The organism is Sorangium sp. So ce124 (assembly GCF_051525235.1).
Classification (GTDB): Bacteria; Myxococcota_A; Polyangia; order Polyangiales; family Polyangiaceae; genus Sorangium; species Sorangium atrum.
In genome coordinates this window covers 9,948,592-9,975,176 of sequence record NZ_CP150312.1, presented here as the reverse complement: position 1 = coordinate 9,975,176, position 26,585 = coordinate 9,948,592, and the positions used below count along the sequence as shown (strand labels likewise).

At 69.9% G+C, this 26,585-nt stretch carries 13 protein-coding genes and 1 pseudogene; 6 read left to right on the top strand and 8 right to left on the bottom strand.

What is annotated here, in order from left to right:
* The first annotated feature begins 25 nt into the window (after positions 1 to 25).
* Positions 26 to 2,548 (top strand): hypothetical protein, encoded by a 2,523-nt coding sequence (locus WMF19_RS37510; RefSeq protein ID WP_437894749.1) that lies wholly within the window; start codon positions 26 to 28, stop codon positions 2,546 to 2,548.
* A 159-nt stretch (positions 2,549 to 2,707) separates the two neighbouring features.
* On the opposite strand, the gene WMF19_RS37505 is transcribed toward WMF19_RS37510, so the two are convergent.
* Both WMF19_RS37505 and WMF19_RS37500 read right to left on the bottom strand, forming a co-directional pair.
* Entirely contained in the window at positions 2,708 to 4,210 is a 1,503-nt protein-coding gene (locus tag WMF19_RS37505; RefSeq protein ID WP_437894748.1) for a hypothetical protein, read from the bottom strand.
* Positions 4,211 to 6,184: 1,974 nt separating this feature from the next.
* On the bottom strand, positions 6,185 to 6,436 hold the full coding sequence (locus WMF19_RS37500) for a hypothetical protein (protein WP_437894747.1): 252 nt from the start codon (positions 6,434 to 6,436) through the stop codon (positions 6,185 to 6,187).
* An 82-nt stretch (positions 6,437 to 6,518) separates the two neighbouring features.
* On the opposite strand from WMF19_RS37500, the gene WMF19_RS37495 reads away from it, so the two are divergent.
* From WMF19_RS37495 to WMF19_RS37485, 3 genes are read left to right on the top strand one after another with little or no spacing between them, the layout of a single operon-like run.
* Positions 6,519 to 12,842 (top strand): AAA family ATPase, encoded by a 6,324-nt coding sequence (locus WMF19_RS37495; protein WP_437894746.1) that lies wholly within the window; start codon positions 6,519 to 6,521, stop codon positions 12,840 to 12,842.
* Entirely contained in the window at positions 12,839 to 13,288 is a 450-nt protein-coding gene (locus tag WMF19_RS37490) for a response regulator (protein WP_437894745.1), read from the top strand. The genes WMF19_RS37495 and WMF19_RS37490 overlap by 4 nt, the downstream gene beginning before the upstream one ends.
* A complete protein-coding gene (locus tag WMF19_RS37485; RefSeq protein WP_437894743.1) occupies positions 13,200 to 14,861 on the top strand; it encodes a PAS domain-containing sensor histidine kinase in 1,662 nt (553 codons plus the stop codon). Before WMF19_RS37490 ends, WMF19_RS37485 begins: the two co-directional genes overlap by 89 nt.
* A gap of 286 nt (positions 14,862 to 15,147) precedes the next feature.
* Here the strand turns inward: WMF19_RS37485 and WMF19_RS37480 are convergent, their stop codons facing one another.
* From WMF19_RS37480 to ppdK, 6 genes and pseudogenes are all read right to left on the bottom strand, one after another.
* Positions 15,148 to 16,344: a PAS domain-containing protein gene (locus tag WMF19_RS37480; RefSeq protein WP_437894742.1), complete on the bottom strand. Its 1,197-nt coding sequence runs from the start codon at positions 16,342 to 16,344 to the stop codon at positions 15,148 to 15,150.
* Positions 16,345 to 16,584: 240 nt separating this feature from the next.
* Positions 16,585 to 17,267, bottom strand: a pseudogene (locus WMF19_RS37475) (helicase-related protein); the annotation flags it as partial.
* 396 nt (positions 17,268 to 17,663) lie between these two features.
* The gene (locus WMF19_RS37470) at positions 17,664 to 18,398 is read right to left on the bottom strand and encodes a hypothetical protein (protein ID WP_437894741.1); all 735 of its coding nucleotides are present in this window, start codon (positions 18,396 to 18,398) and stop codon (positions 17,664 to 17,666) included.
* A 293-nt stretch (positions 18,399 to 18,691) separates the two neighbouring features.
* On the bottom strand, positions 18,692 to 19,423 hold the full coding sequence (locus tag WMF19_RS37465) for a PspA/IM30 family protein (RefSeq protein WP_272102502.1): 732 nt from the start codon (positions 19,421 to 19,423) through the stop codon (positions 18,692 to 18,694).
* 87 nt (positions 19,424 to 19,510) lie between these two features.
* On the bottom strand, positions 19,511 to 21,055 hold the full coding sequence (locus WMF19_RS37460; RefSeq protein ID WP_437894740.1) for a hypothetical protein: 1,545 nt from the start codon (positions 21,053 to 21,055) through the stop codon (positions 19,511 to 19,513).
* Between the two features lie 202 nt (positions 21,056 to 21,257).
* On the bottom strand, positions 21,258 to 24,029 hold the full coding sequence (ppdK, locus tag WMF19_RS37455) for a pyruvate, phosphate dikinase (RefSeq protein ID WP_437894738.1): 2,772 nt from the start codon (positions 24,027 to 24,029) through the stop codon (positions 21,258 to 21,260).
* Between the two features lie 177 nt (positions 24,030 to 24,206).
* Between ppdK and WMF19_RS37450 the strand changes: the two genes are divergently transcribed.
* Together WMF19_RS37450 and WMF19_RS37445 are read left to right on the top strand one after the other, a co-directional pair.
* The gene (locus WMF19_RS37450) at positions 24,207 to 25,142 is read left to right on the top strand and encodes an FKBP-type peptidyl-prolyl cis-trans isomerase (RefSeq protein WP_437894737.1); all 936 of its coding nucleotides are present in this window, start codon (positions 24,207 to 24,209) and stop codon (positions 25,140 to 25,142) included.
* A gap of 65 nt (positions 25,143 to 25,207) precedes the next feature.
* Positions 25,208 to 26,437, top strand: a complete 1,230-nt coding sequence (locus tag WMF19_RS37445; protein ID WP_437894736.1) for an AAA family ATPase — start codon at positions 25,208 to 25,210, stop codon at positions 26,435 to 26,437.
* Positions 26,438 to 26,585 lie beyond the last annotated feature (148 nt).

Here is a 26,585-nt window from a genome sequence, read left to right as displayed (position 1 = left end):
CTCGAGGCCGCGGCCTTCAGCGATTATGGCGAAGACTTACCGTCCGCGGATCCCCAAGCCCTTTCGCATCCCGCGCCCGATGGGCGCGCAGGCGGATGCGGCGCGCTTCGGGTGGCTCAGGCCCGAGGTGCTCTCGATCGTCGCGGGGGCGCTGATCGCCGCCGTGGCGCCGCTCGATCGGCTCGACTACGTGGCGCGCGGCCTCACCGCGTCCGCGCTCGCCGACGCCGCGCCGTCCGCGCAGGTGCTGCTCGTCACGGCCTCGCCCGAGTCGCTGCGCGAAGGGCTCTGCGAGCGCTCGCTCCCCGGGCTGCTCGAGCGCGGGCGCGCGCGCGGCGCGCTGCTGATCCCCCCGGCGGACGCGTTCTGCGGCGGCGACGCCGGGAGCGCCGCGAACACCACGAGCGCCGCGAACGCCACGAGCGCCGCAAACGCCACGCGCGCCGCGGGCGCCGCGCCGGTCGTCCGGATGCCGCCCGAGCTGCTCCGCCTGAGCGCCGGCGATGTCGTCGGCTTCTTCCCGCTGACGGCGGAGAAGCGCGCGCCGGAGCTCGGCGCGCTCGGCGTCTCGGCGGCGCCCTGGGTGCTCAAGAAGGCGCCGCAGAGCGTCCCGGCGGTCAGCCTGCGCGATCTCGCGGACGGCCAGGTCCCCGCGAGCGCGCTCGAGGGCCGCGTCGCCGTGGTCGCGGTGGGCGCCGGCGGCGTCGCCCCCCAGGCGGTCGCGACGTCGGCCCTGCCGCCGGCGAGGGGCATCGCCGCGGTGCTCGGCGGGCTGCTCGACGGCGGCCGGCGCGCGGCGGCGCCGGCGTGGGTGCCGGCGCTGTTCGTGCTGCTGGCGGGCGGGCTCGTGTGGATCGCGCGCCGCCGCTACGGGAGCCTTGTCGCCACGGTCGCGCTGTTCCTCACCGTCTTCGCGCTCGCGGCGGGGCAGGGCGTGCTCGCCGCGCGGGCCGAGGCGAGCCTCATCGCGCTGCCGAGCGCGCTGTTCGGCCTCGCTGTCGCGTTCACGGGGGTCATGATCGTGCGCGGGCTCGTCGTCCAGCGCTCCGTCGATCGCGCCGCGGAGCTCATCCAGCGCGCCGCGCTGTTCCGCATGCAGGGGGTCCACACGCTGCCGGACGAGGAGTTCTGGCCGCGCGTGGCGCGCCTCGCGGAGCAGGCGCACCCGGCCGATCTCGTGCTCGTCGCGGAGCTGCCCGCGGGGAGCTGGCACCTCCGGTTCTGGAACGACAGGCAGGGTGGCGGCGAGAGCCTCGTCGCCGAGCTCCGCCGCGACGTCCGCCGCCCGCCGTACAGCAGCGAGCAGGGCGTGCCGGCGATCCGCCTCTCGCGCCGGTTCCTGGCCAAGCAGGACATGCCGGCGGTCGTGGTCCCGCTCATGGCGTTCGGCGAGATCGAGGGGTACGTGTTCTTCTGCGGCCCGGTCGCCGAGCAGACGTTCTCGCGCGAGCCGGAGCGGGCCGAGCACGTCGGCCGCGAGCTCGCGCTGCTCCTGCGCAGGAAGCGCCTCGCGCGCACGGCGCAGGCCGGCGCGGGCGAGGCGCGCGGCGGCGGCTCGCCGGAGGACGATCTTGTCGAGGGCGCGCGCGTCGCGCTCGACGACCTCCAGCTCTTCGGCTCGATGCTGCGCAGCGCGCCGGTCGGGCTGCTGTACGCGGACGCCTTCGGCGACGTCCGCTTCGTCGCGCCGGAGTTCGCGAAGTGGCTGCGGGCGCGCGACGTCACGGTGCCAGCGGAGAGCGCGAGCGCGGCGCTCCCGCCGGGCTCGCTCACGCTGGGCGACGTCCTCGGCGCCACGTCCGCGAGCGACGCCGCCGTGTCGCTCTCCAGCGTGATGGCGAGCGACGACGGCATCGAGTTGAGCGTCAGCGCGCCCGAGCCGGCCGTGCTCTCGGTGCGCCCGCTGCGGCGCGAGTCCGACGGCTCCTCGTGGATCGCGGGCTACGTCGCCGCGCTCATCCCCGTCCAGCAGGCCGCCCCGGTGTCCGACAACGTGCGGCCGCTCGCGGTGCGCGACGCCGCCGATCCGCTCTGCGCCTTCCAGCTCGGCGACGTCGTGGCCGATGCCGTCGCGAGCGCCGCCCGCGCGACGGGCCGGGCCGTGCGGCTCGAGCCCATCCGCGGCGCGACGCACGCCCTCGGGCACCGCGGCGAGCTCGAGCAGGTGCTCGAGGCGTTCCTGACCGACGTCGCGGGCCGCGGGCTCCCTGGCCACGGCCCGGTCGTGTCGGTGCGCGAGGCGCCCCAGGGCGTGCAGCTGTCGATCCTGGACGTCGGCTTCGGCCTGGGGCTGCCCGAGTCGGCGCTTCAGCGCGTGCTCACCGCCCCTGGCTCCGCCCCGGCGGGTCTGGAGCCGCTCGGCCGGCTGATCGTGGCGGTCGAGGACAGCCACGGTCACGCAGAGCTCAAGACCAACGACGGCTGGGGCATCACGCTCACCGTGACGCTCCTCAGGGCGCACCCGCGCGCGTTCGTGTCCGCGAACGAGGGCGGCAAGCCGGCGGCGCAGCAGAACGTGATCGCGATCGGCAGGGCGGGACCGAAGTAGGGGCGGGCGCCGGGGGGGACGAGCACACGGGCGCGGCGCGGGAGCGCGCCGCCCGAGGAGGTGGGGCGGGGCTGACGAGATCGCTTCGTCGCCTGGGACAACGCCGCTGCTGCCCTGGCCCGCGGAGAGGAGAGGGCGTGAGGGCCCGGCGTGGCGTGCTCAGGTCGCGGGCACGACGGTGATCTCGCCGGTTGTGTAGAGCGCCGAGGTGTCCCAGGCGAGGCCTGAGGCGAGCGGCACGGCGATGTTCACGGCGGCGAACGTCCCCTCGAGGTCACCGCCCCAGCCCAGCAGGGCGATGGTGTCCCCGACCTGAAACGACACGGAGCTGTCGGCCGGCACGACCTCCAGCCCCCCATCGACGAGGAGGTCCCCGTCGACCTGGAGGAGCGGCGAGGGGCTCGATCCCCCGACGACGATCCTCAGGGTGGCCCCCGGCCCCTGGCTGTAGCTGCCGACGATGTCCGTCGCCGGGTGAGCCTCTCCGACCGAGAGCTCGCCGGACTGCATGTTGGCGAGATCTCCCACGAAGCTGCCGGTTTCGAGGCGCCCGCCGGCGAAGTCGAAGTCTCCCGCCTCGATCTCCATGGCGCCCGCGATGAGGTCGCCGTCCTCGATGCGCACGGAGGGCCCCAGGTGGGGATAGAGGCCGACGGCCTTCGGCGCGGTCCGGAGGAGGCCGTCGATGCTCACGAAGGCGTCCTTGCCGACCACCACCGACGGAGACGCATTGCCGCTGGCAAAGACGGTGACGTCGCCGCTGTTGAGCCATGACGCATAGACGTCATTCACCTTGATGAAGGCGTGGCCAAGCTCGGAATAGATCTCGGTATCTTCCGTCACGAGGGTCCCGTACGCCCCGATGGTGAGCTCGCCACTTCCTTCCACCGTCCCCACGCGAAAGAGCCCCTGGTTGGTCCACGTACCACCCCAACCGTGCACGCTGGCCTTGCTTCTCGACAGGGTCTCCCTGCGACCGATCCTCGCATTGTTCGTGAAGACCTCGGCCCGGTCGATGTCCAGCGTGCCCTGACTGTTCACGCCCAAGATGAATTCTCCCGTGCTCACCCACCTCGTTGCGGAGCCGGTCACGGTCACGTGGCCATTGCAGCTCGAGCAGCCCGACGCGCCGCTGCCGCCGCCGATGTAGACATTGTTCGAGAAGAAGCTCGCCCCTTGCTTGATATCAACCCGACCGCGCGCTCCGACGCCGACGTACGTATTCACCTGGCTCGTCAGGGTGGCGCCATACCCTTCGACGAGCACGTTGCCACCATAGCTCTCGGAGCTTCGATTACCCACCACAAGATCATCGGTGAGCACCTCGGCGCCGTTCCGGACGACGAGCAGCCCCTGACAATTGGAGCCCTTGACGCAGAGCTGGATGGATCCGCTGTTGGTCCACTTCGAGCCGTACCCGACGACCTGAACCGTGCCGCTGCGATCATTTCCTAACAGTGCGCCCGCGCTGAACAGCTGCCCGCCGCTCGCGACGGTCACCTCCCCGCTAGTGAAGGTGGGCTCCCAGGGGTTGCTCGCGCCGCCCACGCGGAGGGTGCCCGCCCCCAGATCCCACGGGTCGCTCGGGTTCCCGGGCGACACATCCCCCGTGATGGTCACGTAGGCATGCGCTGTTCCCGCCACGCCCAGCGACGTAGCCACGAGCAGGGTCGATAGAGCAGTTCGAATGTGTTTGTCCATAAATCGTACCCTCCGCCAATGGTTCAATGGTCATGAGAGCCCACCGTCGCCCTGATGCTCCCGCGACGCGGGAGCGCCATGCGCGCGCAGTCCCCCACGATTAGATCTATAGATGAATCAGTCGACCACGACAACACCATTTAGTAAGTTAGCGCGACTTGGTCCGGCGCATTTTGGTCCGGACAAGATGGTCCAGGCCGCAGAGATCAGGCCGTGAGCCCCGCGGTCCCCATGGCCGGGCACCGCAGGATCATGCGCGGTCGGACCGAGTGCGACTGGTCCACTGGTCATGAGAGTCCGCCGACGCCCTGATACCCCTGCGACGCTGGAGAGTCAGGGACGCGCGATCTCCCACGATCAACTCTGTACATGGACCAGTCGACTATGGCAACACAATTTCGTAAATCAGTTGCATTTGGAGCATTTTGGTCCGGACGAGATGGTCCAGGCCGCAGAGATCAGGCCGTGAGCCTCCGCGGTTCCCGTGGCCGGGCACCGCAGGATCAGGCGCGGTCGGACTCCGAGCGACTGGTCCAATGGTCATGAGAGCCCGCCGTCGCCCTGATACCCCCGCGACGCGGGAGCGTCATGCACGCGCGGTCTCCCACGATTAACTCTGTAATTGGGTCAGTCGACTATGGCAACACAATTTAGTAAGTCGCCGCATTTTAGTCCGGACGGGATGGTCCAGGCCGCAGAGATCAGCCCGTGGGCCTCGCGGGCCCCGTGGCCGGGCACCGGGGGATCGCCGGAGAATGAGGGAGCCGCCAAGGCGCCAGAAGGCGCCAAGATCTTTGTGTTTTTTTGGCGTGCTTGGCGTTTTGGCGCGCTTGGCGGTTCCAAAGACCCTACCTTCGGCCAAAGTACCCCACCACCCGTCGCCGCGCGGCCGGGGCGATGCCCCCCCGATGTCCCATCGCGCGCCGCGCGCGCCCCGGACCTGCTCCTGTCTATCAACAGCGCTTCCAGCGCGAACCGGCTGGCCAGATCGATCGCGCTCCCAGCGGAATCGGCTGCGACCCCTCGCGCTCTCCTCGAGCGCTGGCGACGCCCGATGGTCCCCGCCGGGCAGCGCGAATCAATACGGTGCGCGTCCCTCCGATGCCGCGCGCAGCCGAGACATTCACGCCGAGAAGCGACGACGCGCCCTCCAGAGGAGGAGGAGCGCCCGCGCGGCAGCGGCCGACGCGGGGCCGTGGGCCGCTCCCTGCACACGCGCTCTCTGCTCTGCGCGCGAGACGCGAGGATGCCGAGACATGGAGCGCCGCATCACGCCCGGAGCTCCTCGGCGTCCGGGAGCGAACGCGATCCATGGAACACAAGGCCAGAGGACGGCGGGCGATACCTGCCAGGGGAGCCCTCCGGGCTTGCCGGACGGGTCGCGCACCGTGCGGCGATCTCCGGAGGTATCCCGGAGCAGGTCGGCGACCCGCTTCGCAGGCCGAGGGGCTTCCCGGATCAGGTGATCGACCCCTTCCGTAACCGTCGGACCGCGGCTCGGAGCGCGGAGGTCAGCGCGACGCGAACCCCGCCCCGCGGCAGCACTCCGGGGGTCAGCCGGGCACCGTTGCACGCCTGCCGCGCCTTCACGAGCATCCTCATGAGCCGCTCCAGCTCCTCCTTGCGCAGCGCCCGGCGCTCTGCGATCGCGCTCGGCCGGGCCCGGTAGTCCGCCTCGAGCTCGCGCTGCTCCCGCGTGAGCAGCGAGCGCCGCCCGCGCGACGGGCCGGGCCGTGCTCGAGCCCATCCGCGGCGCAACGCACGCCCTCGGGCACCGCGGCGAGCTCAGGCAGGTGCTCGAGGCGTTCCTCACCGACGTCGCGGTTGGCGAGGTCGACCGGCGGCTCGCCCTCTGGACGCCCCTGGTTGGCCTGGTTCTGCAAATTGCACATCAGTACAACACCGCAGTCCACCGCAGTTCGGACATGCCTTGCCTTACCCGCCTTCGTCCTGAGTCGATTCGACGGACGCGATCTCCCGCAGGGCGGCGCGCAGGTGGTTGTTGTTGGTGTCGTCCGCCGACCCGCACCTAGCTCTGGGGAGCTCGTTCCGCCGCTCGTACTCGTCATCGAATAGGTGCTGGCTCAGCACGTCGGGCTCGGAGCGGTTGGCCGGGTGCCGCGTCCCCCGCGGGGACTCCCAGTTGGTCACCCCGTTCGGCGACTGCACCTGAACCTGGTTCGCCATGATGTTAGCGGGCCGGGGGGCGTGGGCAGTACCAACCCCTGGCGGCACAGCTCGGTGCCAGATCTCCCCCTCGGAGATATAATTGGTTGCGTGGACAACATTTCACGAGCAGGCGAGCAAGGTTAGGTTATCGATGATCGTCGAAAGAGGTTATGCGCTCGTCGAGAAGATCGAGGAGAACGTCGATTTCAGCTTGATCCGCGCATGCCGTGAAGACGACGGTGTCCCGATCTTGCTGAAAGTCCTGCGCGCGGAAAGAGCGACTCGCGCCGAGGTCGCGCGCTTCAAGCACCAGTACGAGCGCATCGCGCAGCTCGCCTCGCCTCACCTCGTCGCGCTGCGCGGCATCGAGGAGCTCTCCGGCGTACTGATTGTCGTTCTCGAGGATTTCCCGGGCCGCGATCTCGCGCGGATCCTCGCCGCGCGCCCGTCGCGCACAATGCCGGTCAGCGAGGCGCTCGATCTCGCGGCCGCGCTCGCCGAAGGCCTCGCCGCGGTGCACGCGGCGGGGCTCATCCACCGCGATCTGCGCCCGCACAACGTGCTCGTCGACGCGTGCGGCGCGGTCAAGATCACAAGCTTCGGCGTCGACGCCGAGATCACCCGCGCGCACGAACGGCTCTACGCGCCGGCGGTGATCGCCGACGTGCTGCCCTATATCTCCCCCGAGCAGACAGGCCGCATGAACCGCGGCGTCGACTACCGGACGGACCTCTACGCGCTCGGCGTCATCCTTTACCAGATGCTCACGGGTCAGCGCCCCTTCGAGTCCCTGGACCCGATGGAGCTCATCCACGCGCACCTCGCCCTCGCCCCCGCGCCGCCGTCCCGCGTCGACCCGACGATCCCCGAGGCCATCTGCGGCGTCGTACTCAAGCTGCTCGCGAAGAACGCCGAGGACCGCTACCAGAGCGCCGAGGGCCTGCTCGCCGACCTCGAGCGCTGCCGCGAGGCCCTGCGCGGCACGGGGACGATCGAGCCCTTCGTCGCGGGCCAGCACGATCGCCAGGACCTGTTCCGGATCCACCAGAAGCTCTACGGCCGCGAGCAGGACATCGAGGCGCTGACCGCCGCGTTCGAGCGTGCGCTCGAGGGCAGCCGCGAGAGCGTCCTCGTCTCCGGCTACTCGGGCATCGGCAAGTCCTCGCTCGTGCAGGAGATCCTGCGGCCGCTCGCGCGGCAGAAAGGCTATTTCACGAGCGGCAAGTATGACCAGTACAACCGCGACGCGCCCTACAGCGCGGTGATCCAGGCGTTCGACGGCCTGGTGCGGCAGATCCTCACCGAGAGCGAGGCGCGCATCGAGCGCTGGCGCAGCGCGATCCTCGAGGCGCTCGGGCCGAACGCGCAGGTCGTCTGCGACGTCATCCCCTCGCTCTCGTATGTGGTCGGCGCGCAGCCGCCCGTGCCAGCGCTCGACCCGCTCGAGGCGCAGAACCGCCTGAACCGGTGCTTCTTGCTATTCGTCTCGGTGTTTGCGCGCGGTGCGCACCCGCTCGTCCTGTTCCTCGACGACCTGCAGTGGATCGACCCCGCGAGCCTGGGACTGCTCCGCACGCTCCTCGCCGACGACTCGCTCGAGGCGCTCTTCTTTTGCGGCGCCTACCGCGACAACGAGGTGTCGCCCGGGCACCCGTTCGTCCGGGCCATCGACGAGCTCAAGCACACAGGGATCGTCGTGCGCGACATCGTGCTCGCCCCGCTCGCGCGCCCGCACCTGCTGGAGATGCTCTCGGACAGCCTCAAGCGCGACGACTGCGGGCCGCTCGTCGATGCGGTGCAGAAGAAGACGGGCGGCAACCCGTTCTTCGTCAAGGAGTTCGTCCGGTCGCTGCACGTTCACGACGTGCTCACGTTCGCTGCGGGGTCAGGCTGGCGCTGGGACCTCGCCCGGATCGAGGCGCTCGCGTACACGGACAACGTCGTCGACCTCATGGTGCGCACCATCGCGCGCCTGCCGTCGGAGGCGGTGGAGGCGCTCAAGCTCGCCGCGGCGATCGGCAGCCGGTTCGAGCTCGACGTGCTCGCCACGGTGAGCGAGTGCTCGCCGGAAGAGGTGTACGGCCGCCTCGATCCCGCCGTCGGCGAGGGGCTCGTGCTCGCCGGGCGCGAGGGCTACCGCTTCGCTCATGACAAGGTCCAGGAGGGCGCCTACGCCATGATCCCGGAGGCGGACCGGCCGGCCTTCCACCTCCGGATCGGCCGGCTGCTCGCGGGCAAGCTGGACCTCTCCGAGAGCCAGAGCCTCTTCGACGTCGTCAGCCACCTGAACAGCGCCGGCGACCTCGTGTCGGACCCCGCGGAGCGGCTTTCCCTCGCCCGCATGAGCCTCGAGGCCGCCTGCCGCGCCGAGGACGCGTCCGCCTTCGGCGCGGCCCTGCGCTACCTGAAGCTCGGCCTCCTGCGCCTTCCGGAGGACGCCTGGACGTCGCAGTACCCGCTTCGCCTCGAGTACGGGATGAAGACGGGCCTCATGCTCTCGCTCTCGGGCCAGCACGACGATGCCCTCGCGGTCCTCTCCGACTGCCTGGAGCGCGCCACGAGCCGGCTCGATCGCACCGAGGTGCTGCGGCTCAAGATGAACGTGCAGGTGCTCAAGAATGATCTGCCCGCTGCGCTCGCGGAGGGACTCGCGGCCCTGCGCCCGTTCGGGCTCGACCTGCCCCTGTTCCCCGACGAAGCTATGGTCGACGCCCAGATCCGGGCGACGGTGGATCTCGTCCGGGAAAAGACGCTCGAGGCGCTGCCAGACATGCCGCCGCTCGCGGACCCGGAGATCCGCGCCATGCAGGATGTGCTCGAGGCGCTCTTCCTCCCCTGCGGGTTCTTGAGCCCCAACAACCGCGGCATCACGGTCGCGAAGCTCGTCGAGAACACGCTCCGCCACGGGCTATCGAAGCACGCGATCTTCGGCTGCATCAACTTCGCAACGTTCCTCTGCGGCCGCGGCGACATCGAGCTCGGCTACCGCTTCGGCCGCGCCGCCATCGACCTTTCGGAGCGCTACCCGGACAAGAAGTCCGAAGCGATACTCCGCAACATGTGGGGCTCCTACGTGCAGCACTGGAGGGAGGGTTACCCCGCCTGCCAGAAGTCGCTGCTCGCGGGGATGCACACCGGGCTCGAGACGGGCCAGTACATCTGGGCGTTCTACACCGCGGTCAACGCCGTGCTGAACAGCCTCCTGCGCGGCCTCCCGCTCTCCGACCTCCTCGCCGAGGCGCAGAGCTACAAGCCGATATGCAACCTCGACAGGGGCAACGCCATCTCCTGGATGGTCGATGCGGTCGTACAGATCGCGCACCAGCTCTCGGTCGAGACCGCGCACCCGGCCAAGCTCAAGGGCGCGTGGATCGACATCGACGAGGTGATCGAGAAGGCCCGCCGGATGGGCAACGTGGTCTCGCCTCCCTCCGCCCAGATGTACATCGTGATCCTCGGCGTCTTCCAGGGCGCGTTCGAGGAAGCGGCGCGCATCGCGCTCTCGATGGACTTCGAGATCCAGAGCGTGGCGGGCTGGCTCGGCATCCCCGCGTGCCATTTCTACGCCGGCGTCGCGCTCACGCGGGCGGCGGACGTGGTCTCTCCGGACGAGCGCGCGCTCTTCCTCGCCCGAGCGGAGCTCTTTGCCGAAAAACTCTCGCGCTGGGCGGACCTCTGCCCGGAGAACATGGCGCACCGCAGCGCCCTGCTCGGCGCCGAGCTCGAGCGCATCCGCGGCGACGCGCGCGCTGCGTGGGAGCGCTACGACGAGGCGATCGCCCTCGCGCAGCGCGGCGGCTACCTCCACGACGAGGCGCTCGCCAATGAGCTCGCGGGCGTTTCCTTCCGCGCGCTCGGCAAGACCACCATCGCCCGCGCCTACCTCACCGAGGCGCACAGGGCCTACGGCCGATGGGGCGCGACCGAGGCGATGCGGCGCCTCGAGCGCTCGTACCCCGACCTCGTCCCGTGCGAGATCCTCCGCGGCGCGACGTGCCCGGAGGCCGACGCGCCCGCCACCACCGCGCTCGACCTAGGCTCGGTGCTCAATGCCTCCCAGGCCATCTCGGGCGAGATCGTCCTCGACCGCCTGCTCGACGCGCTCATGCGCATCCTGGTCAAGAACGCCGGGGCGAGGCGGGGCTGCTTGCTCCTCGCCCGCGCCGAGACCCTGTTCTTGGCTGCCGAGGCAAGGGCGGAGGGGTCCCAGATCGAGGTGCGTATTCCCCACGAGCCCGACGCCTCCCCTTCGGACCTGCCGGCGTCCCTGCTCAACTACGTCCGGCGCAGCCGAGAGAAGGTGATCCTGGACGACGGGACGGCACGGAATCCCATCATCGCCAGCGACGACCTCTATCGGTACCCCAAATCCGCCCTCTGCCTGCCCATCCTGCGGCAGGCAGAGCTCGTGGGGTTGCTCTACCTGGAAAACGACCTCGTCGCCGGCGCGTTCACCCCGGACCGGCTTTCAGTGCTGGAGCTGCTCGCGGCCCAGGCCGCCATCTCGATCGCCAATGCCACGCTCTACGCCGACCTGCTCCAGGAGAACAGCGAACGCCGGCGAGCGGAGCAGGCCGTGCGGGACAGCAAAGAGCTGCTGCAGTCGATCGTCGACAACTCGACAGCGGTCATCTACCTCAAGGATCTCGAGGGTCGTTACCTGATGATCAACCGGCGCTACGCCGAGCTGTTCCACGTCGGTGAGCAAGCGATCGTCGGCCGGACCGACTACGATGTCTTCCCCAAGGAGCGGGCCGATGCCTTCCGCGCCGTCGACCACGAGGTGCTGGCCACCGGAGCGGCGCTGCAAGCCGAGGAAGAGGTTCCCCAGAGCGATGCGCTGCACACCTACATCTCTCTCAAGTACCCCCTGTGCAACGCGGCGGGGCAGCCTTATGCCGTCTGCGGCATTTCCACCGACATCACCGAGCGCAAGCAGGCTGAAGCGGAGCGCCAAGCCCGCAAGACGGCCGAAGCCGAGAGCCGAGCGAAGACCGAGTTCCTGAGGAACATGAGCCACGAGCTGCGCACGCCGCTCAACGCCATCCTCGGCTACGCCCAGATCCTCAAGCGCTCCCGGGGGCTCGAAGGCCGCGAGGCGGTGGGACTGAATACCATTCAGCAGAGCGGTCAGCACCTCTTGACCCTCATCAACGACCTTCTGGACCTGGCCAAGATCGAGGCGGGCAAGCTCGATCTCTACCCCGAACCGATCCATCTCTCGACCTTCCTGACGGTCGTCGCCGACATCATCCGCGTCAGGGCGGAGCAGAAGAGCCTTTACTTCGTCTTCGAGGTCACGCCCCACCTGCCCCAGGCGGTGCTGGCCGACGAGAAGCGCTTGCGCCAGGTGCTGCTCAACCTGCTGGGCAATGCGGTGAAATTCACCGACCGGGGGCGGGTGCGCTTCGGGGTGCAGGGGCTGGCCCAGGACGGGGCCACGGCGCGGCTGCGCTTCGAGGTGGAGGATACAGGCGTCGGACTGACGCCGGAGCAGCTGGCCAAGCTCTTCCAGCCCTTCGAACGGGTGGGGGATGCGCGGCGCCGCGCCGGGACCGGCCTTGGGCTGATGATAAGCCGCCAGCTGGTGCACCTCATGGGCAGCGAGATCCACGTGCAAAGCCGGCCCGGCGAAGGCAGCCGCTTCTGGTTCGACGTGACCCTGCCAGTGGCCGAGATCGCAGCACCCCTCCGGCCCTCCGAGTGGGACGCCATCGGCTACGAGGGGCCGCGCCGGAAGGTGCTGGTTGCTGACGACGTGGTGAGCAATCGGGCGGTGCTTCTGGACCTGCTGAGCGGCCTGGGCTTCGAGGTCTGCGAGGCGGCCAATGGCCAGGAGGCCGTCGAGCAGGGGATGGCGGCGTCGCTGGATCTGGCGGTGATGGATCTGATCATGCCGGTGATCGACGGGCTGGAAGCCATGCAGTGCATTCGTCGCAATCGCCAGGCTCGGGGGCTCGCGCGGCTGCCGTTCATCGTCGTCTCCGCGAGCGCCAACGAGGAAGACCAGGCTGAGAGCATTGCCGCCGGTGCCGACGCCTTCCTCGCCAAGCCGATCGACCGGGAGAGCCTGCTGCGGATCATCGGCGCCCAGCTCGGGTTGACCTGGGTCTATGGCAGACCGGCCGAGGAGCGAGCCGGGGACGGGGAGGGCGCGGAGCTCCTGGCGCCGCCCCGAGAGGAGATGGAAGTCCTGCATACCCTGGCCCTGAAGGGCAACATGCGCGACATCCGAAAGCGGGCGGCCTACCTGACCACCCTCGACGAACGCTACCGCCCCTTCGCCGACCGCCTGCATCGCCTGGCGCAGGGCTGCCAGTCCAAGGCGATCCGCAGCCTGGTCGAGGAGCACCTGCAGGGGATGGAGCCGAGGGCGAGGCTGGGGCTGGAGCCGCGGCGCATCGGGGGCGACCGGCGACCATGAGCAGCGCCACAGCGTCCGGTGCTCGCACCCGCATTATCCTGATCGTGGATGACATGCCAGCCAATCTCAACGTGCTGGTGGATAATCTGGAATCGGTGGGTCATGAGGTGCTCATCGCTGAGGACGGTGAAGAGGCTTTGGAGCGGGCCCGCCTCATGCAACCCGACCTGATCCTGCTGGACGTGTTGATGCCTGGCATCGACGGTTTCGAGACGTGCCGGCGCCTGAAAGCGGATGAAAACACCCGAGACATCTCGGTGCTCTTCATGACCTGTCTTACCGATGCGGCTGACAAGCTCGAGGGGTTCAAGGCGGGGGGGCGTCGATTACATCGCCAAGCCATTCGAGATTGGAGAGGTGATAGCGCGGGTCACGACGCATCTGAGCCTGCGCGATGCGCAAAAGGAGCTCGAAGAAAAGAACGCGGAGTTGCAGCGTGCCCATGAAGAGCTGGAACAACGGGTGCGAGATCGCACGGCCGAGCTGGCCAGCTCGAACGCCGCTCTCCGCGAGAGCCAGCATCTGCTTCAGGCCATCGTCGACAATACGGCCGCCGTCATCTTCGCCAAGGACATCGAGGGTCGCTACATGCTCGTCAACCGCGGGTTCGAAGAGCTCTTCCAGATGCGCCGCGAGCAGGTCATCGGCAAGACCGACCGTGACGTCTTCCCACGCGAGCAGGCCGAGGAGTATCGCGCCAACGATTCGCTCGTCCTGCAGCAGAATCGGGCCATCGAGCTCGACGAGCTGGCCCCCCAGAGCGACGGCGTACGCACGTACATTTCCCTCAGGTTCCCGCTGCGCGGCCCCAACGGAAAACCTGAGGGCATTTGCGGGATCGCGACCGACATCACCTCCCGCAAGCGCGCCGAGGACGTGCAGCGCCATTCCTACTCGCTCCTCGAGGCTACGCTCGAATCGACGGAGGACGGCATCCTGGTCGTCGACGGCGCGAGGCGCATCGTGCGCCATAACCACAGGCTCGCGCAGATGTGGCGCGTTCCCACCGATGTCCTCGCCAGCGGATCGGCCGATGTGTTCCTCGCGTTCGCCGGCGGCCAGCTCCGCGAGCCCGAGCTATTCCTGCAAAGCGTCCGTGACCTCGATGCCGATCCCGAGGCGAGCGTCTTCGATACGTTCCCGCTTCGGAACGGGTGGGTCTTCGAGTGTTATACGCAGCCCCAGCGCCTCGAAGGGCGCGTGGCCGGGCGGGTCTGGAGCTTCCGCGACATCACCGCGCGCGTGCAAGCCGAACAGCAACGCGATCGGCTCCTCCTGGACGAGCGGCGCGCGCGCGCGGCGGCGGAGGAGGCCATCCGCCTGCGGGACGAGTTCCTCCTGATCGCCTCGCACGAGCTCCGCACGCCGGTCACCACCCTGCAGCTCTCTATTCAATCGCTGGAGCAAAGGCTCTCGCGGGGCATGGACGGCGAGCGCGTGCGATCGGCGGTCGCCCTCTCCGGCCGCCAGGTCAAACGCCTCGCCCACCTCATCGACATGCTCCTCGACGTCTCCCGGATCCAGGCGGGGAGGATCGAGCTGAACCGGGCGCCCGTCGATCTACGCGCGTTGGTCGCCGAGATCGTCACCCACCTCGGCGACCAGCTCGCGCAGTCGGGCAGCACGCTCGCTGTGCGCGCGGAGCAGCCGGTCACCGGCTGGTGGGACCGGTACCTGCTGGAACAGGTCGTGACCAACCTCCTGACCAACGCCATCAAGTTCGGGGAACGCGCGCCGATCGAGATCACCATCACCGCGGAAGGTGGGGTCGCACGGCTCTCGGTGACGGACCACGGGATCGGGATCCCGGCCGAGGTGCGGACGCAGCTGTTCGAGCGATTTCGCCGCGGCGTCTCGTCGCGGCATTATGGGGGGCTCGGGCTCGGCCTCTATATCACGCGCACCATCGTCGAGGCGCACGGCGGACGAATTAGCGTGTCGAGCGAGGTCGGCCTGGGCTCGACCTTCTACGTCGAGCTGCCGCTCTCGACCGAGAGCGCAGCGAGCCACTATGCATAGCTGGAGCCGGTCACCCCCAGCATACCGGCTTCGGGGCTACTCCCGACCCCAGTCATCGATACCGCCGAGGCTCGTCACCTGCTCGTAACCGGCCTCGATGAGCACGTCTTTCGCCTGCTGCGCTCGCCTCCCGGCGAGCTTTGGATTGCAGACCGTGCATACGCCAATCCCCCAGGAATCGCGTGGGTAGCTCCTGCGCGCTGAGGTTCCAGTCGTTACAGACGTTCAGGTCCGCGCTCATGGCGAGCGCGATCGCTCATGCGGGAACACTGGGGCAAGTTCTCGTTTAACGCCGATGCGGTCCGATCCTCTGCGCCAGCGCGCCCTTTCGATCGAGCGCATAGGCCACGCCGGCCCGGAGATCGCCGCGCGTGATCAGCGCTCCGAAATCGACGCCTAGCTGCACCAGCGCCTGGGCGATCGACGGCGCGATCCCGACCAGCACACACTCGGCGCCGAGCAGCGCCGCGGCCCGCGTCGCCTGGATCACGTGGCTCGCCACGGCCGTATCGACCGTCGTCACGCCCGTGATGTCGATGATGACGATCTCCGCCTGGTGTCGCTGGATGCCGTCGAGCAAGGTCTCCGTGAGCCGCTCCCCCCGCTCGCTGTCCATCTGCCCGATCAAGGGCACGACGAGCACGCTCTCGTGGATCGGCAGCACGGGCGTGGACAGCTGCCGGATCGTGTCGAGGAGGCTCTCGCGCGCCTTCGCCAGGTCCAGCTCGACCTCTTTTTGACGGGTCACGTCCCGCACGAGGCCCACGAGGTAAAGGGGCTTGTCGTCCCTGTCGCGGACAGGCACCTTCGTCGTCTGAAAGCTCCGCGTCCGCTTGTCCTCGAACAGAAGCTCCTCCTCGAAGAAGGCTCGCTCGTGACCGGCGGCGATGCGCTCGTCCATCGCGTTGAGGTGCCCGGCGACCTCCGGCGGGAAGAGTTCGTCGTTGCGTTTCCCGACGATGGTCTCGGTCGTCAGACCGACGCCCTCCGCGCCGGCCTTGTTGCTGAAGACATAGCGTTGCCCGTCGGCGCTCTTCACGAACAGGATATCGGGCACCACGTCGATGGCGGCCTGGCAAGCGATCCGGAGTAGGCGCAGCTCCTCGGCGTGCGCCTTCTTGACCCCGCTGATGTCCTCGAACACGACGCCCACACGCCCTTCTCCGAGTGGGAACGCCTTGACCAGCAGGACGGGCGCGCCGTCGTCGCCCCCGCCCAGGCGGACGCCTCCTAGGCAGGCGGGCGAGCCCGATCTTGCCACGCGGGCGCAGAGCTCGGGGACGCCCGCGCCTCGCAGGGCCGGGAACACCTCCTCGACGCGCGCGCCCGCTGCGCCGCGGCCGAGGGCGCGCACGGCCGCCGGGTTCGCCGCGACGAAGCGCGGCTCCGGGGTGACCTCGGCCCCGTCGCAGCTGTAGACATGAACCGCCGTCGGCAGGCGCTCGAACAGATCCGTGAAGGCGCTCCCGCTCCCGTCGCTCATGACGCCACTTCACCCTGTTTCACGCGGCATCGCAATTCCGAGTCAAGGCGGAGGGCGCGCTGCAACGCTCAGGCGATCACGCGACGCCAGGTTTTCCAACGTCGTCTTCGCCGCTCTCTTCCTGGCCGGCGCCTCCTCGTCGCGGCTTCTTCTTCCCTGCCGCTGCAGCCGCGCGCGCCTCCTCCGCCCACCGCGAGAGCTCCTCCGGCGAGTCCCGTACGGGAAGCTCTACGTCGGCACCATGCGGTGCGCGCGGGCCGTGCGCTGGTCGAGGCGCGCCGGGTTCCACGGCAGATCCAGGTGCACGACGTAGCTCGCAGCCTGCAGGTTGAGCCCCATCCCGCCGGCGTCCGTGCTCAGGAGCACCCGCACCGCCGGGTCGTCCCGGAACCGGTCGAGCAGGGCCGGGCGTCGGTCCGTCGGAACGTCGCCGTGGAGCATGGCGTGGCCGACGCGCAGCCGGTCGCGCTCGCCCGTCCACCGCGCGATCTCCTGCGCCCACTGGTGCTTGAGCGACGCCGCCGTGACGATGAGGACCCGCCGCGCCTCCCCGCGTCGCCGCAAGAGCTCGCATGCCGCTATCGCCTGGCGGGTCTTCGCCACGCCGGACGCTCCGCGACCGCGCGGCGCACGGCCTCGAGATGCTTGCACGTGCCGAGCTCATTGCCCAGGAAATCAGGGCAAGAGCAGGTGTCGTGGCGCGCGCCGGCGTCGACGAGATCGACGACGTACCGCCCCCCGCTCCCGCTCACCACAGCGTAGTCGCCGTCGACTCGACCGCTGAGCGGCGTGACGGAGAAAGGCTCGCTGTGCGCTCGATAGACACGCACCTCGCGCTCGTACCGGCGGACAGCGTCGGTATCCTCGTAGTCATCGCATCGCGGGGAACCCCAGCGGGTGGGCTCGATCGAGGCAGGGCGCACGGCGCAGCTTTGCCGCAGCCGCCAGGTTGTCGCAACAGCCCAGAGGAGAGGGTCGTATCGCCGTCCACCTGCGCCCGAGCGGCGCCCCGATGCGCCCGGTTGCCCAGCTTGGCGCGCCTTCGAGGCGCAGCTTCATCGCAGGCTGGCCCGAGCTCACGGCGTCCGGCGAGGTCGCGCGGCCGCCGCGCCGTGCGACCTCGCCCACGGCGGCCCGCGCGCGGAGCTCCTCACGCGGCCACGAGCGGCTTATGAGGAGTCGAGACGAGCGAGGCCGACCAGCGCAACCGCACCGCGCGCACGCGAGCAGCCTTACCTGGTCGCGCCCTTTACGTTCTTCCTCTCCGTCAGGTGCGGCCTCCGTCGGGCGGAGGCGTGCCGCTTGATCTGCGACGTGCTCTATTCGATGGAGAGAGTGACGGCGTCATCCGTCACGTCCGCCACATCGAGGGTTCCGGTGAAGATCGCATCGAACGTGAAGTTGCGGAGGACGAACGAATGGCGCCCCTCGCCGATCGCCGCCGCCGCGTCCGAGAAGGAGTGCTCCAGGATGTCGATATGGATGTCCCCCTCGAACTCGCGCGACGCGATCCAATAGGGATCTCCCTCGACCAGCACGGGCACTAGGGCGCACGCGTCGTTGGTGGGCTCGCCGTCGATGAAGTCGGTCTCCCCGACGCCCCAGGCCCCGTCCACGAACGTCGCGCAGCCCGCCGTGGCGGCTTCATCGGAAGCGATCGCGAGCTCCGTCGTATCGAGGCTGCTGCCGCCCGCGCCGCCGCCGCCTTCCGCATTGCCACCCGCACCTGCGCCGCCGCCTTCCGCATTGCCGCCCGCGCCGCCGCCGCCTTCCGTATTGCCGCCCGTGCCTGCGCCGCCACCGCCATCCGCACTGCCGCCCGTGCCCGCGCCGCCGCCACCTTCGGCACTGCCGCCCGTGCCTGCGCCGCCGCCGCCTTCCGCATTGCCGCCCACGCCCGCGCCGCCGCCGCCTTCCGCACTGCCGCCCGCGCCCGCGCCGCCGCCACCTTCGGCATGACCGCCCGCGCCCGCGCCGCCGCTACCAAAGCTGACCTCGTCATCCCCGCAGGCAACCAGCAAGCACCCAAGAAAGACGATCGATATCCACTTCATTCGCACCTCGGCTCTCTGTGACGCGCGGCAGCGTAACATGAGCTACAAAGACGCCAAAAATCTCGGGCCGGACGGCTGAGCCCGCAATCTCGCGACGCGCGCCCGGTGGCCGCGCCGATGTGCGGGATGTCGCCCGCACCGCTCCGTGATGGAGCCTTCGTCACCTGTCGAAGGAAGGGTGCTCGCGACGCGGAATGACGCTCGATGCATCGCCAGCGCCGCGGAGCGCGTCCGGCGAGGACGGCCGCCGCTCCCCCGCCCTCGTGCCGCGCTTCCTCTCGGCTCTCAGCCCCTCAGGACCCGATCCGGATCCGCTTCTTCAGCGCGGCGAGCTCGTCGTCGACCGCCGCCCCGCCCGGCTTGTCCGCGCTGCCGCCGCCGGCGCCCCCGCGGCCGTGCTCCAGCTGGGCGAACTTCGCCTCCAGCTCGGCCGCCGACAGCCCGCCGCCGGAGATCGCCTCCTCGATCTCGCGCGACGCCGCGACCTGCGCCACCTGCCCCTCGACCTGCTCCTCCATCCGCCGGAACTCGGAGAAGGCGCTCTGGCCGCCCCGCGCCCCGAGCCCCTCGGCGCCGCCGCCGGCGCGCTGCTGCTGGATCTGCGCCGCCAGCGTGCCCTTCCGCGCCTGGAACTCCTCCTGCTTGGCCTCCATGCGCTCGAGCTCGGTCTTCATCGAGAGCACCGCCGAGCGCTGCTCCGCGCGCATCGCCTCGGCGCGGTCGCGCTCGCCCACCACGCGCTTCTTCTGCACGAGCGCCTCGCGGGCGAGCTTCTCGTCGTTCGCCTTCAGCGCGAGCTCGGCGCGCTTCTCCCACTTCTCCGCCTCGGCGTCGAGCTCGTCGACCTTCTTGCGCAGCACCTTCTCGGCCGCCACCGCGTCGACCAGCTCCTTCCGCGCCGCGCGGACCTGGTCCTTCATCTCCTCGACGATGAGATCCAGCGACTTTTTCGGATCTTCCGCCTTGTCGAGGAGCGCGTTGACGTTGCTCGAGATGACCTTTCCCATCCGGTCGAAGATGCCCATGCCGCTAGCGTGCACCGCCCCGCCGCGCCTGTAAAGCGCCCGCGCGCGGGGCCGCAGGCGCCCCCGCGGCCCCGGGGAGACCGGCGATCAGGGCGGCGGCGGGTACGCCGGACCGAAGCTCGACTCCACGGACGACCGCGTCGTCAGCAGCGGCGTCTTCAGCGTCTCGTCCTCGTACAGCGGCCTCACCACGCAGGTGTCCTCCCCGCACTCCCCCCCATCGACGAACGCGACGTCGGCGACCAGCCAGTACCGGGTGCTCCCGTCGGCCGGCGCGAACGTGACGGGCGCCTCCGGGTCGTAGAACCCGGTCGGGCCGAGATCCGCCCCGAGGGAGCCATTGCAGAAGATCTTGATCCGCGGATGGACCGCGTAATTCCGGCCATGAGCCGAGTAGTAATGGACGCCGATCCGCGTCCACTGGCCGAACGGCGGAAAATCCACGTTGATGTTCTCGGGCGCGCAAAAATCATCGCTGTCCGGGTTCGTGACGTCGGGGTCGCACGTGATGTTGTCGATGTCGAGCCGCGGGTTATAGCAACCCTGATCGAGATCGCGCCACGCCTGCCCGGCGCCGCGAGGGGCGTAATAACACGTGTTCTTGGCCTCCTCCGGGTCCGCATACCAGCTCACCGGCTCCGGCGGAGACGCGCCGTCGCTGAACCACCGGAGCTCCGGATCCGACCCCAGCGTGTCCACGGTGCAGTTGTTGTAGCCGCAGTCGTTCGGCGAGCCGGAGACCGCCCACGGCTGCGTGTCGCCCGGCTTGTGCAGGTGCAGATCGAGATCCACCCCTTGGCCGCCGAGGTCGTGCTCCCACTCGAGCTCGACCCGCAGGCCGGGCGCGCCGACGTAAAGGGCATACTCGCAGGAGTCGGTCGCGCCGTCCGCGAGGCGCTTCGTGTAGATGACCTTGTACTCCCCCGACTGGAGCGGCTTGTAATCATCCGCCGGGCTCGCTCCGGACACCGCCGGACAGGGATCGATGCCCGCGGGGCAAACGACGCTCCAGGTCTCCGAGCCAGGCTCGGCGTCCACGCTGAACGTGCCTGTCCCCTCCTTCAGATCCACGTTCGCGAACGGAGGCACCCTCAGCGCGTGGCACCCCGCGGGGTTCTCGCTGAAGCAGGCCTCGGTCGCGTGGCTGCCGCCGACGCACGGCCCCCAGACCCCCACCTCGTTGCAAAGCTCGGTGCCAGGAAAACACCCCTCCGCCGCGCGGTACGAAGGATCGCCCATGAAGCACGCGTGCGCCTGCCCCGCGACGCAGGAGCACGTCTCGTCGACCTGACCGTCGCAGTCGTCGTCGAGGCCGAGGTGGTTGAGATCGCAGAGCTCCTCGGGACCGCACTGGGTCCCGCACGGGTTCACGGCAGCATCGCCGCCGCCGCCGTCGTCTCCGCCAGGGGCAGCCCCGCCAAGGCCGTCATCCGGAACGAAATCGCCGCTGCCGCTGCCGCCCTCGGGCGCGCCGCCGCCGCCCGCGCCGCCGCCGCCGTCCCCGGGCGCGCCGCCGCTCGCGCCGATCTCGGCGCGCGGGCCCGAGGCGTGGCAGCCGACCGCGACGAACACACCCGATGTCGCGGCCCCGAGAAATGCGAGGAGCGCAGAGGAGACGCCGAGATGACGCATGAAACCTCCATGTCTCGCCAGCGCGCGGTGGTGCGGCTCGGGCAGGCAGGCGCGCCCGGCGAGACACCGGCGATGAACAGCGAGGTTCCTGGTTTAGCAGACTTGGCGAGATACCAAAGCTCGCACGAGCGTAATCAAAGCACGCTCGTGAGAACGGATGTCCCGACGCCCTCTCCGGGCATATGTCGCCGGACGGTGGGTGTCAGTCCGTCGCGCGCGGACCCCTCGCGGCCTCGGCGGCGAGCGCCGCCTGCGCCGCGGCGAGGCGGGCGATGGGGACGCGGAACGGGGAGCAAGACACGTAGTCGAGCCCTGCCCTCTCGAAGAACGCAATCGAGCTCGGATCGCCGCCGTGCTCGCCGCAGATACCGAGCTTCAGCCCGGGCCGCGCCGCGCGCCCTCGATCCCGCCCGATCTCGACGAGCTCTCCGACGCCGGGCACGTCCAGCGACTGGAACGGATCCTTCGCGAAGATGCCGGCCTCGACGTACGCGCCGAGGAACCGGCCCGCGTCGTCGCGCGAGATGCCCAGGGTCGTCTGCGTGAGGTCGTTCGTGCCGAAGCTGAAGAACTCGGCCTCCTCGGCCAGCTCGCCGGCCCTGAGCGCGGCGCGCGGGAGCTCGATCATCGTCCCGAACCGGACGTCGACCCGCCGCCCCTTCTCGGCGAAGACCTTCTCCGCGACCCCCTCGACGAGCGCGCGCGTGAGGGCGAGCTCGCGCCGGGTCATGCTGAGCGGGATCATGATCTCCGGCTCCACCTCGATGCCCGCCGCCGCGACCTCGCACGCCGCCTCGAGGATGGCGCGCGCCTGCATCTCGTAGATCTCGGGCGACGTGATCGCCAGCCGGCAGCCGCGGTGGCCGAGCATGGGGTTGTACTCGGCGAGCTCCGCGCTCTTGCGCTGGAGATCCTCCGCGGAGACGCCCGTCGCCCTCGAGAGCTGCTGGAGCTGCGCCTCGTCCTGCGGCAAGAACTCGTGCAGCGGCGGATCGAGCAGCCGGATCGTCACCGGCAGCCCGGCCATCTCCCGGAAGACGCCCACGAAATCGCTGCGCTGGAACGGGAGCAGCTTCGCGAGCGCGCGCCGCCGCCCGACCTCGCCGTCCGCGAGGATCATCTCCCGCACCGCCTGGATGCGCTCCTCGTCGAAGAACATGTGCTCGGTGCGGCAGAGCCCGATGCCCTCCGCGCCGAAGTTGCGCGCCGTCCTCGCGTCGTGCGGCGTGTCGGCGTTCGACCGCACCCTGAGGCGCCGGACCGCGTCGGCCCAGGCCATGAGCTCCTCGAACTCGCCGCTCAGCGCCGCCGGGATGGTCGGCACCGCCCCGAGGTAAACGGTGCCGGTGCCGCCGTCGAGCGTGATCAGGTCGCCGTCCTTCACCGTGATCGTGCCGGTCGCGCGCCCGTGATCGTCGTAGATCGTCACCGCCATCCGGCCCTGGCTCACGCTGATGGCCGAGCAGCCGGCGACGCAGCTCTTGCCCATCCCCCGCGCCACCACGGCCGCGTGGCTCGTCATGCCGCCGCGGGCCGTCAGGATGCCGCGCGCCGCCTTCATGCCGTGGATGTCCTCCGGCGACGTCTCGGAGCGCACGAGGATCACCGCCCTGCCCTGGCCGGCGCGCCGCTCCGCCTCGTCCGCGCTGAACACCACCTGCCCCGTCGCCGCCCCGGGGCTCGCCGGCAGGCCGCGCGCGAGCAGCTGCTTCGGCGCGCTCGGGTCGATGCTCGGGTGCAGCAGCTGATCGATCGAGCCCGGATCCACCCGCAGGATCGCCTCCCGCTGGCTGATCAGGCCCTCCTTGGCCATCTCGACCGCGATGCGCACGGCCGCGCGGCCCGTGCGCTTGGCGGTGCGGCACTGGAGCAGGAAGAGCTCGCCCTGCTGGATCGTGAACTCCAGGTCCTGCACGTCGCGGAAGTGCTGCTCGAGCTTGCCCTGCACCTCGACGAGCGCCGCGTACGCCGCGGGCATCCGCGCCTCGAGCGAGCTCTCGTCGTCTACACCGCGGCCGCCCTCGCCCGCGCCGGACATCGACAGCGGGTGCGGCGTGCGCACCCCCGCGACGACGTCCTCGCCCTGCGCGTTGGGGAGCCACTCGCCATAGAAGCGCCGCTCTCCGGTCGACGGATCGCGCGTGAACGCGACCCCCGTGCCGGAGTCGTCACCCAGGTTGCCGAACACCATCACCTGGACGGTGCAAGCCGTCCCCCAGGCCTCTGGGATATCGTGCATCTTCCGGTATACCTGGGCCCGGTGGTTCTTCCAGCTATCGAATACGGCGCCGATCGCCCCCCAGAGCTGCGCGTAGGGCTCGTCGGGGAACGGGCGGCCCGTCGCCCCGAGGACGATATCCTTCTGCCGCTGGATCAAGGCCGCGAGCGACTCCGGATCGAGCTGGGAGTCGGGCACCTTGCGCTCGAGCTCGGCCGAGTTCAGGCGCGTCGCGTCGACGCCGAGCTTCGCGGCGGCCTGCCTGCGCGCGCGGCCGAGCGCCTCCTCGAAGCGGTCGCGGGGCACGCCGAGCACGATATCGGCATACGCCAGGATGAACCGCCGATAGGCGTCGAGCGCGAATCGCTCGCTGCCCGTTCGCCGCGCGAGCCCCCGCGCGATCTCGTCGTTCAGGCCGAGGTTCAGGATGGTATCCATCATTCCCGGCATGGACGCGCGCGCGCCCGAGCGGACCGACACGAGCAGCGGCGCCTCGGGGCTGCCGAACCCCGCGCCGCGCAGCGACTCCAGCCGGCCGATCGCCGCCTTGATCTCGTCCTCGACGCCGGCGGGGAGCGCCTTCCCTGAAGCGTAGTAGGCGTTGCAGACCTCGGTGGTGACCGTGAAGCCCGGCGGCACGGGGATGCCGAGGCGGGTCATTTCCGCGAGCCCCGCGCCCTTTCCGCCGAGCAGATCCTTCTGCTGAGCGTCCCCGTCCGCCTGCCCTGCGCCGAAGAAGTATATCGATCTCCCCATGGCGGGCGCACGCTAGACCGTCCTCGCAGTCAGGTCGAGAGCCCTCGAACCGCGGAATGGAGGCCCGACGGACGGCCGGCCGCCGACGTCCCCTGTCGGATCCAGAGCCGTCGGAACCGCGGCGTGCACCTCACAAAAATACCGGCCCTCGACGGCAGACGAGCTATGAAGCCGCGCATGAAGCGCTTTTCCCTCGTCCTCGTTGCGATGCTCGCCGTCCCCCTCACCGCGTGCGACCAGAAGCCCGCCTCACAGGCGACCGCCGACGCGCCGGTGAGCGTCTCGGTCAACCAGGCCCCGCCGCCGCCCACCCCGGAGCCCCCCGCCGCGCCGCAGCAGCCCGAAGAGCCCGCCGGCCTGCCCGCGCCGCCGGACGTCGCGGCGCCGCCCGCCGACGCGCAGAAGACCGCATCGGGCCTGGCGTTCAAGGTGCTGGCGCCGAGCAAGGAGAAGGCGCATCCCGGCCCGGACGACAAGGTGACGGTCCACTACACGGGGTGGACCACGGACGGGAAGATGTTCGACAGCTCCATCGTCCGCAACGAGCCGGCCACCTTCCCGGTGGGCGGCGTGATCAAGGGGTGGACGGAAGCGCTCCAGCTCATGAGCAAGGGCGAGAAGCGCCGCCTCTGGATCCCTGGGGACCTCGCCTATGGCGACAAGCCGACCCGCCCGGGCGCCCCGGCCGGAATGCTCGTGTTCGACGTCGAGCTGCTCGACTTCGCCCCCGCGCCGAAGCCGCCGCCCGCGCCGAAGGACGTGAAGGCGGCGCCGAAGACCGCGACCAAGACCGCCTCCGGGCTCGCCTACCAGGTCCTGCAGAAGGGCACGGGCACCGAGCACCCGAAGCCGACGAGCCGCGCCACCGTCCACTACACGGGCTGGACGACCGACGGGAAGATGTTCGACAGCTCGATCGTCCGCGACGAACCGGCCACCTTCCCGGTGGGTGGCGTGATCAAGGGGTGGACCGAGGGCTTACAGCTGATGGTGAAAGGCGAGAAGGCGCGATTCTGGATACCGGCCGACCTCGCTTACGGCGACAAGCCCACACGCCCCGGCGCGCCCGCCGGCATGCTGGTATTCGACGTCGAGCTGATCGACTTTCGCTGAGCCGTCGGCCGGCGCTTTACAACCGGCCGACTGCCTGGTCACATGATCGCTGCGAGCGGCCAGGCATGCTGACATCCATCCGACTCAGGAACTTCAAGAGCTTCGCCGATCAAACGGTGGAGCTGGCCCCCTTCACGCTGCTGCTCGGGGCCAACGGCTCCGGGAAGAGCAACTTCCTCGACGCCCTGCGTTTCCTGCAGGGCGTCGGGCTGGATCTACCCCTGTGCGACATCTTCCGCGGCCGCGTCGACGGCAAGCGCGAGGTGTGGCCGGGCCTGCGCGGCGGCACGCACGGGGCCACGCACAGGGGCGCCAAATCGTTCACCATCGAGAGCCGATGGGCGATCGGGAAGGAGGAGCTCACACACAAGATCACGTGTCAGGTCGAGCCTGACGTGATCGTGGAGCACGAGTCGCTCGAGGCGAGGTCGGCCGGGGGCACGCTCTTCGACACGCCGGCGTCGGCGCTGAAGGGGCTGGAGGGGTTCGCCTCGGGCGGAGCGATGAAGGCGGCGTCGAAGAAGGGCCGCTCGATGCGGATCGCGTCGATGGATCGCAACCCCGCGCGGCGCAGCCTGCTCGGCCAGATAGAGCACCACCGCGGGCGCGGCGACGACGTGAGCCTCGCGGACGTCATCGCGCTCTGCAACGCGCTCCAGGTCGCGATGCGGAGCACGCTGTCGCTCGACATCGATCCTTCGCGGATGAGGGGTTACGTGCCGCACGAGATAGAGAACCTCGGCGCCGGCGGGCAGAACCTCTCCGCCGTGCTCCGCTGGCTCTGCCAGGAGGCCGAGCACAAGGCCGATGTGCTCGGCTGGGTGCGCTCGATCTTCGCGCCCGAGATCGAAGATATCGAGTTCGCGGAGACGGGCCTCGGCGACGTCATGATGGTGCTCGTCGAGAAGGGCGGCGCCCGCGTCCCGGCGCCGAGCCTCCCGGACGGCGCGCTGCGCGCGCTCGGCAAGATCGCCGGCGTGCTCACCGCGCCGGAGGGCTCGCTCCTCCTCGTGGAGGACCCGGACGCCGGCATGCACCCCGAGCGCGCCGGCCTGCTCGCGCAGCTCTTCGAGGGGGCGGCGCGGCCCTCCGTCTGCCAGATCGTGGCGACGACGCACTCGCCCGCGCTGCTCCGGGGGGTGTCGAAGCAGGGCCTCAGCCGCGCGATCGCGTTCCAGCGCGACCCCGAGACCTCCGCCACGACGACGCGCCGCCTCGCCGACCTCCCGCGCTTCGAGGACATGGCCGAGCGCGACCCGGGAGAGCTGCTCTCCTCGAAGGCGCTCTCCGCGTAGACGCGACGAACCAAGCCCCGTACAGCTCTATCATTGCATTGCAGTGTCGCGAGCTCGCGATAACGATAAGCATTTTCATTTTCTGAAATGCGTTGTGGATGGTAACGATGCCATCTAGGGTCCTCCGCGAGTTGACGGCGCGGCGCTC

Bases quoted from the DNA above. Each gene is read 5' to 3' on its own strand.
- WMF19_RS37490 (WP_437894745.1), top strand. From the start codon at position 12,839: ATGAGCAGCGCCACAGCGTCCGGTGCTCGCACCCGCATTATCCTGATC.
- WMF19_RS37500 (WP_437894747.1), bottom strand. From the start codon at position 6,436: ATGGCGAACCAGGTTCAGGTGCAGTCGCCGAACGGGGTGACCAACTGG.
- WMF19_RS37450 (WP_437894737.1), top strand. From the start codon at position 24,207: ATGAAGCGCTTTTCCCTCGTCCTCGTTGCGATGCTCGCCGTCCCCCTC.
- WMF19_RS37445 (WP_437894736.1), top strand. From the start codon at position 25,208: ATGCTGACATCCATCCGACTCAGGAACTTCAAGAGCTTCGCCGATCAA.
- WMF19_RS37480 (WP_437894742.1), bottom strand. From the start codon at position 16,344: ATGAGCGACGGGAGCGGGAGCGCCTTCACGGATCTGTTCGAGCGCCTG.
- ppdK (WP_437894738.1), bottom strand. From the start codon at position 24,029: ATGGGGAGATCGATATACTTCTTCGGCGCAGGGCAGGCGGACGGGGAC.
- WMF19_RS37470 (WP_437894741.1), bottom strand. From the start codon at position 18,398: ATGAAGTGGATATCGATCGTCTTTCTTGGGTGCTTGCTGGTTGCCTGC.
- WMF19_RS37510 (WP_437894749.1), top strand. From the start codon at position 26: ATGGCGAAGACTTACCGTCCGCGGATCCCCAAGCCCTTTCGCATCCCG.
- WMF19_RS37465 (WP_272102502.1), bottom strand. From the start codon at position 19,423: ATGGGCATCTTCGACCGGATGGGAAAGGTCATCTCGAGCAACGTCAAC.
- WMF19_RS37460 (WP_437894740.1), bottom strand. From the start codon at position 21,055: ATGCGTCATCTCGGCGTCTCCTCTGCGCTCCTCGCATTTCTCGGGGCC.